Consider the following 11,433-nt stretch of genomic DNA (forward strand, 5'->3'; position numbering starts at 1 on the left):
GGTCTCCTAGTCCAGGTACTGGCAGGTGGCGCGGGGGGTGTACATGCCGTGTCCGGCGCGTCCGGTGAACTTCCGTCCCTCGATGACGGGTTCGCCGCGCGAGAGCACGGTCTCCACCTGGCCGGTGATGCGCTTGCCCTCGTACGCCGAGTAGTCGACGTTCATGTGGTGGGTCTCGGCGGAGAGGGTCTGTTCGGCGGCCGGGTCGTAGATGACGATGTCGGCGTCGGCGCCCGGGGCGATGGTCCCCTTCTTCGGGTAGAGGCCGAACATCCGGGCCGGGGAGGCGCAGGCGATCTCGATCCAGCGGCGGCGGGTGATGTGCCCGTCCACGACGGCCTGGTGCAGCAGGTCCATGCGGTGCTCGACGCCCGGCATGCCGTTGGGGATCTTGGAGAAGTCGCCGCGTCCCATCTCCTTCTGCCCCGAGAAGCAGAACGGGCAGTGGTCGGTGGAGACGACCTGGAGTTCGTTGTTGCGCAGGCCCCGCCACAGGGCTTCCTGGTGTTCCTTGGGGCGCAGCGGAGTGGAGCAGACGTACTTGGCGCCCTCGAAGTCGGGCTCGGCGAGGTTGTCGGTGGACAGGAACAGGTACTGCGGGCAGGTCTCGCCGAAGACGGGGAGGCCCTTGTGGCGGGCGGCGGCGATCTCGGCGACGGCCTCGTCGGCGGAGACGTGGACGACGTAGAGGGGGGATCCGGCGACCCGGGCGAGCTGGACGGCGCGGTGGGTGGCCTCGGCCTCCAGGGCGACCTTGCGGACGTCCCCGTGGTAGCGGGGGTCGGTGTGGCCGGCGGCGAGGGCCTGCTCGACGAGGACGTCGATGGCGATGCCGTTCTCGGCGTGCATCATGATCAACCCGCCGTTGGCGGAGGCTCGTTGCATGGCGCGCAGGATCTGGCCGTCGTCGCTGTAGAAGACGCCGGGGTAGGCCATGAACAGCTTGAAGGAGGTGACCCCTTCGGAGACGAGGAGGTCCATCTCGTGGAGCGAGGAGGGGTTCACGTCGGCGAGGATCATGTGGAAGGCGTAGTCGATGGCGCAGTTGCCGTCGGCCTTGGCGTACCAGGTGTCGAGCCCTTCGCGCAGGGAGCGGCCCACGCTCTGGATCGCGAAGTCGACGATGGTGGTGGTGCCGCCCCAGGCGGCGGCCCGGGTGCCGGTCTCGAAGGTGTCGGCGGCGTACGTCCCGCCGAACGGCATCTCCATGTGGGTGTGCCCGTCGACGCCGCCCGGGATGACGTACTTGCCCGTCGCGTCGATCCGCCGGTCGGCGCTCCAGCTCGCGGCGGCGTCGGTTCCGTGGGCGGCGAGGGCGGCGATCCGCCCGCCCTCGACGAGCACGTCGGCGTGGATCTCGTCGGACGCGGTGATGACCAGGCCACCGTGGATGACGGTGCGGCTCATGGGTGTCTCCTCAACTCGGGGCGGCCCCAGTCGGCCCTGTGGGCGTACGGCCGGGGCCGCCCCACGCGGTTCGTATACGTAGGGGCCTGCCGGGCGGGGGTCAGCCCGCCGCGTGCAGGGCGTCTGCGAGGATCGCCGCGCCTTCCTCTGCCTCGGCGACGGTCAGGGTCAGCGGCGGGGCGATCCTGAGGACGCTGGTGCTGTGGCCGCCGCCCTTGCCGATGAGCAGCCCGCCCGCGCGGGCCGCTTCGAGGACGGCCGCGGCGGCCTCCGGGTCGGCCTCGTCGGTGCCGGGCCTCACCAGTTCGATGCCGATCATCAGGCCTCGGCCGCGCACCTCGCGCACGGCGGGCGATGCGGCGGCGATGCCCCGCAGCCGTTCGATGAGGAGCCCGCCGACGCGCCGCGCGTTGCCCTGGAGGTCGTGCTCCAGGAGGTACGAGAGGTTGGCGAGCGACGCGGCCATGGTGACCGGTGAACCGCCGAAGGTGGAGATGGAGTTGGCGTCGAGGCAGTTCATCACCTCGGCCCGGGCCACCACTCCCCCGACCGACATGCCGTTGCCGATGCCCTTGGCGAAGGTGAGGATGTCCGGCGGCCCGTTCCCGGCGTGCGCCTGCCAGCCCCAGAAGTGGTCACCGGTACGGCCCCAGCCGGTCTGCACCTCGTCCGAGATCCACAGCACCCCGTGCCGGTCCAGGACCTCCCGGAACGCGGCGAACAGGCCGTCGGGCGGGGAGGTGAAGCCGCCGACGCCCTGGATGGGTTCGGCGATCAGGGCCGCGGGCCAGCGGGTGTGCCCGAGGAGGTCCTCCAGGTCGGCGACGCACGCCTGGATGAACCGCTCGTCGCTCAGCTCGGCGTACGGGCCACGGCCGCGGACGCCGCCGTGGACGTACAGGGTCTGGAGCGGGGACAGACTCGTGGGCGACCAGGCCTGGTTGCCGGTGATGGAGACCGTGGAGAACGACCGGCCGTGGTAGCTGTTGCGCATCGCGAGGATCTGGTTGGAGCGGCGGTACGCGGTGGCGAGCAGAAGGGCGGTGTCGTTGGCCTCGGTGCCGGAGGTGGTGAAGAAGACCCGGGCGTCGGGGATTTGGGAGAGGGTGGCGATCCGCTCGGCCATCTCCACCATGGGGCGGTTGAGGTAGAGGGTGGACGAGTGGATGATCCGCCCGGCCTGTTCGGCAACCGCCTTGGTCACCTCGGGCAGGGCGTGGGCGGTCATCGTGGTGAGGATGCCGCCGAAGAAGTCCAGGTAGCGGTTGCCGTCCGCGTCCCAGACGTGGCGGCCCTCACCGTGGGTGAGTTCCAGGGGGTGGCGGTAGTAGAGGGCCAGCCATGCGGGACTGACGGCGAGGTGGCGCTCGTGCAGTCCGCTCACGGCTCCACCAGCCCGTCGTAGGCGTCGGGCCGTCGGTCGCGGTAGAACGCCCACTGCTGGCGGACTTCCTCGATCAGGTCGAAGTCCAGGTCACGGACGAGGAGTTCCTCTTCCTTGTCGCTGGCCACGTCCCCGACGAACTGGCCGCGCGGGTCGACGAAGTAGCTGGTGCCGTAGAAGTCGTTGTCGCCGTACTCCTCCTGGCCGACCCGGTTGATCGCGGCGACGAAGTACTCGTTGGCGACGGCGGAGGCCGGCTGCTCCAGCTGCCAGAGGTGGCTGGAGAGTCCGCGTGAGGTGGCCGACGGGTTGTACACCAACTGGGCTCCGCCGAGTCCGAGTTGACGCCAGCCCTCGGGGAAGTGCCGGTCGTAGCAGATGTACACCCCGACCTTGCCGACGGCAGTGTCGAAGACCGGCCAGCCGGCGTTGCCGGGCTTGAAGTAGTACTTCTCCCAGAATCCCTTGACCTGCGGGATGTGGTGCTTGCGGTACTTGCCGAGGTACGAGCCGTCGGCGTCGATCACGGCCGCGGTGTTGTAGTAGAAGCCGGACTGCTCGATCTCGAAGACCGGGACGACGATCACCATGCCGGTCTCGCGGGCCAGGCCCCGCATGCGCCGGACGGTCGGGCCGTCGGGGACCGGCTCGGCCCAGCGGTAGTGCTCGGGCTCCTGGACCTGGCAGAAGTAGGGGGCGTTGAACACCTCCTGGAAGCCGATGATCTTCGCGCCCTGCCGGGCGGCCTCCCGCGCGTGTTCCTCGTGCTTGGCAATCATGGATTCGGTGTCGCCGGTCCAGGTCGCCTGGACGAGTGCGGCGCGTACGACGTGGGACATGAGCTGCTCCTTCGACGCGGCGTCAGAGAGCCTGCACGCGTTCTCTACGCACGTAGATCGGTGCATGGATGGAGAACGTAAGCCCCGCCGTCCGGCGGGGCAAGACCATCGCCGTGAACCGGCGGAGTCGATCATGTTTCGCACCCGACCGGTCCACAACGCGCGGTCCCGGTCTCCGGCGGTGTTCAAGGCGCCCCCGGGGGCGTCGACACACCCGGGAACCTCAGACGCCCGGCACGCCCGCCACCCGCAGCGCGTGCACCAGGTCCCGCTCCCGTTCCACCGACACCTCGCGGGCCGCCGCCAGGAGCAGGGGCAACAGCCGGGTCCCGCCGGTCCCGGCCAGTTCGGCGGCCTCCTGCGGAGTGCGTACGCGGACGAAGGCGCCGAGCAGGTCCCGCGCCTCCCGCTCCCGGCCGGCGCCTTCCAGGGCGAGCACCGCCTCGGCCACCTCGGCGGCGGGCCGCGCGACGCCCTGGCGCAGCAGGAGCCCGCAGTCCGCCTCACGCCCGGCGACGGCCAGCGCGCCCGCGGCGGCGGCGAATCCGGCGGGCGGCAGCGAGGACACCTCCCAGAGCAGGGTCGTCCAGTCGGCGGCGAGCCCGGCCCGGTGCAGGGCCACCGCGAGCACCGGCAGCCGGGGCGCGGGCCAGGCCGCGACCTCGCAGAGCACCACGTACGCCTCGCCGCCGCGGCCCTCGGCGCGCAGCCGGATCAGCTGGGCGACGGCCCCGGCGACGGCCTGTCCGGCGGCCGGATCCGGCAGGGCGTCCGGCGCACGGTTCCGCCTGGCAGCGCCCCGGCCCTCGCGCCTCTCCTCCCCCGCGCCCCCGCCGAAACGGGCGCCGCGCGGAGCGGGCGGACCCGAGCGCGAGGGCGCGGGCGGACCGGGCAGCGGCGAGGGCGCGTAGCCGGCCTCCTCCGCCTCCTCGTCGACCTCCAGGCCGGCGAACCGGGCTCCGCGCGGCTTCCTGGGCCGGGGAGCGGGGGCGGGGGCGGTGGGGGCCGGGGCGTCGGGGGCATCGGCGGTGAAGGCCGAGGCGGCGGCCCGGGCCCCGTCGCCGCTCCCGGCCCCACCGGGAGGCGGATGCCCGGCCGCCGCGCCCGTAGCCTCGGCACGCGGCTCGGGGACCCTGACGGACCAGGCAGGCCCGACAGGCGACTCGACGGGCGGCGCGGCAGCTGCGGCGGGCGGCCCGGCGTGCCCGGCAGACCCTGGGGGCCCAGCAGCCCCCGCAGCCCCAACGCCCCAGGCGGGCGCCCCGGCACCGACGGCGGGTGGTTCGACGGGCCCTGCCGGTCCGGGAGCGGCGACGGTCCCCGCCCCCCGCCCGTCGGATTCCTCCGCCCGGAACCAGCCCTCGGGGACCGTCACGGCCGCCAGCCGCCCCCGCAGTTCGGCGCAGCGGGCGGTGGCGCGTTCGTGGTCGTCGCGGGCCCAGGCCAGCGCTTCCGGTTCGGCCGGGTCCGGGACTCCGGGCCCGGTGCCGCGCAGGCGTTCCGCCGCCCGGTGCTGCTCGCGGACCATCAACTCCAGCCGGTGGACGAGCTCCTGGCGTCCACCGGGCCGTCGGTCGTGGGTGGCCGCGGACACGGAGTAGAGCGCGGCGGCCCGGACCGAGACCTGCTCGGCGAACCGGGCGCCGCGCAGGGCGGCGAGGTCCGCGAGCAACGACTCCACCACGTCCCAGGGCGGGATCTCCGCCCCGTCCAGGCAGGACCGCATGCCGACCGGGTCGCGCCGGGTGAAGACCCCGTACCAGCCGTGTCCGGGGTCCAGTCGCGCCACCAGTTCCCGCAGGTACTGCGCGAACGCCCCTACTTCGTCAGTCTGCTGATGCACCGTCATTGTCGCCCTCGCCGACCGTCGACCGGAGCCTTCCCGTCCGGAGGCATTCGACCGCAGGCGTGTTACGGGGCGGCTACGCGCAGCTTTCGGACACGATGCGGCGGGAGCACGCGGGGGGTCCGGAAGGGGAGTCAGAAGGTGATGGCGATCCCGGTGTGCGGGCGCTTGCCGAGCCGGGCGACCGTCGCGGGCCAGTCGACGAGCCAGAACTTCCAGGTGTACTTGCGCGCCAGCAGCTTGCGCGCCGCGCGGGTGCCGTCCTCGTCGAGGAGTTTCGCCGTGCCCTCCGCGCTGGGGGCCCCTTCGGCGATCCTGCCGCGCACGTCGCAGACGGTGACGACGACTTCGCCGTTGTTGCGCAGCCGCTTGACCTTCCACGAGTCGGAGCGGGTCCAGACGTACAGCACATCGCCCTCGGCGGCGGCCCAGACGGGCGTGGCTACGGGTGTGCCGTTCTTCCGGTACGTGGTCAGGCTGACGTATTCGCTGCGCGCGAAGTCCTGGAGAGTCACGGCGCGACCCTACGCGCCCCGAAAGGAGACCCGCCGGTCAGGGCACGGTCCGGACTACGCGATCAGCGGGACGGCGGCCGGTTCCGGCGCGCAGCGGCCGAGGATCTCGTCCATGGAGAGGCCCAGCGCACCGGCGAGGGCGGCCACGGTGAAGAAGGCGGGCGTGGGGGCGCGGCCGGTCTCGATCTTCCGGAGGGTCTCCGCGGAGATTCCGGCGCTCGCGGCGACGGCCGCCATGCTGCGCTCCCCGCGCGCCGCGCGGAGCAACGCGCCGAGCCGTTCGCCGCGCAGGCGCTCTTCGGGTGTCAGAGGGGTGCGAACCATGCGCCCATCGTACTACGGAATGCCATTTCTATACCGTCATTACTATACCGGTTCGACCGGTATAGTAATGGGCATGGTGCACATCAAGACGGACACACACATCGCAGCGATGCGCGAGGCCGGCCGGGTCGTCGCGCAGATCCTGACCCGGGCGCGAGAGGTGGCGGCGGTCGGCGTGACCCCTCGCCAACTGGACGAGGCGGCCCGCGAGGTGCTGAGCGCGGCCGGGGCCTCCTCGCCCTTCCTCAACTACAAGCCGCACTTCGCGCCCACCCCGTTCCCGGCCGTCATCTGCGTCTCGGTCAACGACGCGGTCGTACACGGCATCCCCTCCGCCGATCCACTGTGCGACGGGGACCTGGTCAGCGTGGACGCGGGAGCCCTCCTGGGCGGCTGGGCCGGTGACTCGGCGATCAGCTTCACCGTGGGCGACGCCCGCCCCGCCGACACCCGGCTCATCGACACGGCGAACGAGGCCCTGGCCGCCGGGATCGGCGCGGCCGTGGTCGGCAACCGGATCGGCGACATCGCCCACGCGATCGGCACGGTCTGCCGCAAGGCGGGCTACGGCATCCTGGACGGGTACGGCGGCCACGGGATCGGCCGGACCATGCACGAGGACCCGTCCGTGCCGAACGAGGGACGGCCGGGGCGCGGCATGGCGCTGCGGCACGGCATGGTCCTGGCGATCGAGCCCATGCTCATCGGCGGTGGCGGCGACGAGTTCCGCCACGACGAGGACGGCTGGACGCTGCGAACCACCGACGGCAGCCGGGCCTCGCACGCCGAGCACACGGTGGCGATCACGAACGACGGCCCGCGCGTCCTGACCGCGCTGTGAGCACCCGTACGGGCTGCCCTCCTATGAGCGCCCGACGAACTCCCGGGCCCGTTCCGCTCCCCGGCTCCGCGCCCGCGCGCGGCTCTCGATCGGGGAGACCCGGGAGTCCTTGAACGCGATGTAGGTGACACCGGACTCGGCTCCTCCGGTCGACGGGTCGGGATCGATGCCGAGGGTCTTCGCCATGGCGTGCGACGCCTCCCCGATGATGCCCGTGGGGCCGGTGTCGCCGATCACCCCGTACCGCACCCGGTCCCGGTACACGACCGCCACGACGCTGCCACCGGTGAGCCCCGACTTCCGGTAGTCCCACACCTTGCTCGGGCCCGGTACGACCACATGGGGGAGCGCGGCCGAGTCCAGGGGTTCGCCGCGGGAACTCTGGAACGCGGTCTCCGGCTGGAAGTACGGATCGGTCTTCCGGTTGCAGGCCTTCGTCTTCCGGCCGTCGCAGTCGATGTCCATGTCCGCCTTCCAGAAGACGGCGTCCTTGGTGTCGCAGACGGGCACCGTCGCCTTGGGGCTGCCGCTGTCGGTGCGGTAGGCGCCTTTCGAGGTCCGGGCGCAGGCGCGGACCTCGGCCAGCAGTTCGGCGGCGGTCGCCGCGGTCGCGTCCCCTTCGACGGCGGTCGCCCCGGCCGCTTCCGGCTCCTGGCCGCCACCGCCACCGGCGCCGGCCCCGGCGCCGGTGGCGGACGCGGGCAGGGCCGCCGCTCCGAGGAGCGCGGCGCCGCAGGCGGCGGATGTCAGGGCGAGCATGCGGGTACGCATGGTGCGGAAGGACCCTTTCCGTAGACCGAGGGACCCCGGTACGGGTCCCCTCGCCGGCACGCCAAGGCCGCGGGACCGGCACCGCGCGCTCTGTCGCGCGATACCGGCCCCGGGGCCCCTGCTTCGTCCGGCCGGCTCAGTGACCGCCGCCCGGATGCACCACCATGGCCGAGCCGCCGCCGCGGCGCACCTTTTCCGCCGCCGCCAGCCAGCGTCCGTCGGGCAGCCGCTGCACCCCGGTGGCGGCCCCGATCTCCGGGTTCTGCTTGAAGGCGTGGCCGAGCTTCTCCAACTCCGCGCGGACCGGGCTGTTCCACAGGTCCGGCTCGATCTCCGTCGTCGGCGCGTTGCGCTGGCTGGCGCGCGGCGCGGCGATCGCGTCGACCAGCGGGAGCCCCCGGTCCAGGTGTCCGGTGAGCGACTGGAGCACGGTCGTGATGATCGTGGCCCCGCCCGGCGAGCCGAGGGCGAGCACCGGCTTGCCGTGCTTCAGCACGATGGTCGGGGAGATCGACGAGCGCGGCCGCTTGCCCGGTCCCGGGAGGTTCGGGTCGTGCACGGCCGGATTGGCGGGCGCGAAGGAGAAGTCGGTCAGTTCGTTGTTGAGCAGGAAGCCACGGCCGGGCACGGTGATGGCGCTGCCCCCGGTGGTCTCGATGGTCAGGGTGTAGGCGACGACGTTGCCCCACTTGTCGGCCGTCGTCAGGTGGGTGGTGTTCTCGCCCTCGAACGTGGTGGGCGCGGCGGTGCCGCCGCTGCCGCACCGCACGGGGTCGCGCGGGTCGCCCGGCGCCAGGGGGCTGGTCAGCGCCCGGTCGTCCCGGATCAGGCACTCCCGCGCGTCGGCGAACCGCTGGCTCAGCAGTTCCTTCGTGGGGACGTCCTCGAACGCCGGGTCGCCGACCCAGCGTCCCCGGTCGGCGAACGCGATCCGGCTCGCCTCGATCAGACGGTGGAGGTACTGCACCCGGTCGGCGCGCGAAAGATCGGTGGACTCCAGGATGTTGAGGGCCTCACCGACGCTGGTGCCGCCGGACGAGGAGGGCGCCATGCCGTAGACGTCCAGGCCCCGGTAGTTCACCTTCGTCGGGTCCTTGCGCAGGGTCCGGTAGGCGGCGAGGTCCGCACGGGTCAGATCGCCGGGCCGCACCACCCGGGTGGCGTCCGGGTCGACGGGCGGCTTGCGCACCGTGCGGACGATGTCGTCGGCCAACTCGCCCCGGTACAGCTCCCCGACGCCCTCCCGGCCGAGCTTCTCGTACGTACGGGCCAGGTCGGGGTTCTTGAACACGGAGCCGACGGCGGGGAGTTCGCCGCCCGGCAGGAACAGCTCGGCGGAGGCCGGGAAGTCGGCGAACCGGGCCTGGTTGGCGGCCGTCTGCGAGCGGAAGGTGCCGTCCACGACGAAGCCGTCCCGGGCCAGGCGTTCGGCCGGTTTCAGCAGCGTACGCAGGGACTTGCTGCCCCACGTGTCCAGGGCCCGCTCCCAGGTGGCCGGGGTGCCGGGGGTGCCGACGCCGAGGCCGCTGGTCACGCCCTCCTCGAAGGGGATCGGCTTGCCGTTCTCCAGGAAGAGGGAGGCGTCCGCGCTGCGGGGCGCGGTCTCGCGGCCGTCGATCGTCCGCACGGTGCGCTTCTCCGCGTCGTAGTGGACGAAGTAGCCACCGCCGCCGATGCCCGCCGAGTACGGCTCGGTCACGCCGAGCGCGGCGGCCGTGGCCACGGCCGCGTCCACCGCGTTGCCGCCCTTGCGCAGCACCTCGATCCCGGCGGCCGAAGCGTCCGGGTCGACGCTCGCCACCGCTCCCCCGTAGCCCACCGCCACCGGGGACTTGGGCGGCGCGGGGCGCGGGGCGGCGGACGGTGACGAGGCCACCGGGGCGGCGGCTCCCACCGACGCGACCACGGCGAGGACGGCCAACAGCGACGTGTTCCGGCCGACGGAACGGCGCATACGTACCTCCAGTCAACGGATCTCCCGCCGCAGGGTAGCCCCGGGGGTGCCGGATCGTCAGGACCGCCTCGAACGGTTACCCGGATGACCGATGCCGTGCGCGCCCGTGACGGACGACGTGCGCACCGTCGTGCTGGGCGTGACAGCCGCCGGTGTCAGCGCCTCGCTGGGCCGGCTCGCCCGGCTCCACTCCCACGCCGGGCCCGGCGCCCCGGGCTCAGGTGTCGGGTCGTGGCCTCACTCCGTGAGGACGTCAAGGGCGTCTCGCGGGCACGGTGTTCTTGGTCAGCAGTGTGTTGCCGGACCAGCAGAGCCGGTAGAGGTCGACTTCGTCGAACAGATCGCGGCCGGAACGGTAGAACTCGCAACGGGCGCCGGGCGGCCGGAACACGGAGCGGGCCCGGTCGGACGGGTCGGGGCAGGCGCGGGCCGGCAGCAGAGGAGCGAGCTCGGCGCGCGGCCGGCCGGCACACGTCAGCGCGGTCCTCGCGAAGCTGGGCGCCCGCAACCGGGTGGCAGCGGCCATCTCCGCGTACGAGGCCGGCCTGGTCCCACTCGGTCGTCAGTGACCAGGCGCACCGTCCTCCTCACAGACGTCTTCCCAAACCGAGCAGCTCGGCACGGGCTCTTGCTACCCGGCGACAGGCGGGAAGCGGGCGACGCGGTCCGCGTCCGGAGCGGTCCGGTGCGTCATCCGTCCCGCTTCCCTCGGTTTGATACCTTTCACTGGACACGAAATTCGATCGGATGTTCGTTTTTGGATCTTCGACACGTCCGTTGTCGGCAGTAGACGCTCACGTTCTCCGACGTGCGGCGTGCCACTCAATCGGACCGGGTGAAAGCTCATGGCAGGAACCGACCAAGAGAAGGCGCTGGACACCGCACTCGCACAGATCGAGCAGAAATTCGGCAAGGGCGCGGTGATGCGCCTGGGTGAGCGGCCGAAGGAGCCCATCGAGGTCATCCCCACGGGATCGACCGCCCTGGACGTCGCCCTCGGTGTCGGTGGTCTGCCGCGCGGCCGTGTGGTGGAGGTGTACGGGCCGGAGTCCTCCGGCAAGACGACGCTGACGCTGCACGCGGTGGCGAACGCGCAGAAGCTCGGCGGTTCGGTGGCGTTCATCGACGCCGAGCACGCGCTGGACCCGGAGTACGCGAAGAAGCTCGGCGTCGACATCGACAACCTCATCCTGTCCCAGCCGGACAACGGTGAGCAGGCGCTGGAGATCGTCGACATCCTGATCCGGTCCGGCGCGATCGACCTGATCGTCATCGACTCCGTGGCGGCCCTGGTGCCCCGTGCGGAGATCGAGGGCGAGATGGGCGACTCGCACATGGGCCTTCAGGCGCGTCTGATGAGCCAGGCCCTCCGCAAGATCACCAGCGCGCTCAGCCGGACGAGGACGACGGCGATCTTCATCAACCAGCTCCGCGAGAAGATCGGTGTGATGTTCGGTTCCCCGGAGACCACCACCGGTGGCCGGGCGCTGAAGTTCTACGCCTCGGTGCGCCTGGACATCCGCCGGATCGAGACGCTCAAGGACGGCACCGA

10 protein-coding genes and 1 pseudogene are annotated in these 11,433 nt (G+C 72.3%); 3 read left to right on the plus strand and 8 right to left on the minus strand.

What is annotated here, in order from left to right; genetic code table 11:
- Positions 1-6: 6 nt before the first annotated feature.
- The 6 genes from hydA to AB0F29_RS40505 form a co-directional block, all read right to left on the minus strand.
- Positions 7-1,407: a dihydropyrimidinase gene (gene hydA, locus AB0F29_RS40480; protein ID WP_361883726.1), complete on the minus strand. Its 1,401-nt coding sequence runs from the start codon at positions 1,405-1,407 to the stop codon at positions 7-9.
- A gap of 100 nt (positions 1,408-1,507) precedes the next feature.
- Positions 1,508-2,791, minus strand: coding sequence for an aspartate aminotransferase family protein (locus tag AB0F29_RS40485; RefSeq protein WP_361883728.1), 1,284 nt, complete (start codon positions 2,789-2,791; stop codon positions 1,508-1,510).
- Positions 2,788-3,630 carry a nitrilase-related carbon-nitrogen hydrolase gene (locus AB0F29_RS40490; RefSeq protein WP_361883731.1) on the minus strand — a complete coding sequence of 281 codons (843 nt, stop codon included), beginning with the start codon at positions 3,628-3,630 and terminating at the stop codon, positions 2,788-2,790. Before AB0F29_RS40490 ends, AB0F29_RS40485 begins: the two co-directional genes overlap by 4 nt.
- A 223-nt stretch (positions 3,631-3,853) precedes the next feature.
- Complete coding sequence (locus tag AB0F29_RS40495; RefSeq protein WP_361883734.1) at positions 3,854-5,479, minus strand: hypothetical protein; 1,626 nt, start codon at positions 5,477-5,479, stop codon at positions 3,854-3,856.
- Between the two features lie 131 nt (positions 5,480-5,610).
- A complete protein-coding gene (locus tag AB0F29_RS40500; protein ID WP_361883737.1) occupies positions 5,611-5,991 on the minus strand; it encodes a PPOX class F420-dependent oxidoreductase in 381 nt (126 codons plus the stop codon).
- Positions 5,992-6,045: 54 nt separating this feature from the next.
- A complete protein-coding gene (locus AB0F29_RS40505) occupies positions 6,046-6,315 on the minus strand; it encodes a helix-turn-helix transcriptional regulator (protein ID WP_018961443.1) in 270 nt (89 codons plus the stop codon).
- Between the two features lie 73 nt (positions 6,316-6,388).
- Here AB0F29_RS40505 and map point away from each other — a divergent pair, with 73 nt between their 5' ends.
- A complete protein-coding gene (gene map, locus AB0F29_RS40510; protein WP_361883740.1) occupies positions 6,389-7,156 on the plus strand; it encodes a type I methionyl aminopeptidase in 768 nt (255 codons plus the stop codon).
- A 21-nt stretch (positions 7,157-7,177) separates the two neighbouring features.
- Here the strand turns inward: map and AB0F29_RS40515 are convergent, their stop codons facing one another.
- Together AB0F29_RS40515 and ggt are read right to left on the minus strand one after the other, a co-directional pair.
- Complete coding sequence (locus AB0F29_RS40515) at positions 7,178-7,927, minus strand: glycoside hydrolase family 75 protein (protein ID WP_361883743.1); 750 nt, start codon at positions 7,925-7,927, stop codon at positions 7,178-7,180.
- Positions 7,928-8,063: 136 nt separating this feature from the next.
- Entirely contained in the window at positions 8,064-9,881 is a 1,818-nt protein-coding gene (gene ggt, locus AB0F29_RS40520; RefSeq protein WP_361883746.1) for a gamma-glutamyltransferase, read from the minus strand.
- A gap of 467 nt (positions 9,882-10,348) precedes the next feature.
- Here ggt and AB0F29_RS40525 point away from each other — a divergent pair.
- Positions 10,349-10,450 (plus strand): annotated as a pseudogene (locus tag AB0F29_RS40525) (DNA-binding response regulator); the annotation flags it as partial.
- Positions 10,451-10,726: 276 nt separating this feature from the next.
- Positions 10,727-11,433, plus strand: a 707-nt coding sequence (gene recA / locus AB0F29_RS40530) for a recombinase RecA (RefSeq protein ID WP_361883749.1), incomplete at its 3' end; no start/stop codon positions are given.

It is taken from the genome of Streptomyces sp. NPDC026589 (assembly GCF_040638385.1).
GTDB lineage: Bacteria > Actinomycetota > Actinomycetes > Streptomycetales > Streptomycetaceae > Streptomyces.

Bases quoted from the DNA above. Each gene is read 5' to 3' on its own strand.
- map (WP_361883740.1), top strand. From the start codon at position 6,389: ATGGTGCACATCAAGACGGACACACACATCGCAGCGATGCGCGAGGCC.
- AB0F29_RS40515 (WP_361883743.1), bottom strand. From the start codon at position 7,927: ATGCGTACCCGCATGCTCGCCCTGACATCCGCCGCCTGCGGCGCCGCG.
- ggt (WP_361883746.1), bottom strand. From the start codon at position 9,881: ATGCGCCGTTCCGTCGGCCGGAACACGTCGCTGTTGGCCGTCCTCGCC.
- AB0F29_RS40505 (WP_018961443.1), bottom strand. From the start codon at position 6,315: ATGGTTCGCACCCCTCTGACACCCGAAGAGCGCCTGCGCGGCGAACGG.
- AB0F29_RS40495 (WP_361883734.1), bottom strand. From the start codon at position 5,479: ATGACGGTGCATCAGCAGACTGACGAAGTAGGGGCGTTCGCGCAGTAC.
- AB0F29_RS40490 (WP_361883731.1), bottom strand. From the start codon at position 3,630: ATGTCCCACGTCGTACGCGCCGCACTCGTCCAGGCGACCTGGACCGGC.
- hydA (WP_361883726.1), bottom strand. From the start codon at position 1,407: ATGAGCCGCACCGTCATCCACGGTGGCCTGGTCATCACCGCGTCCGAC.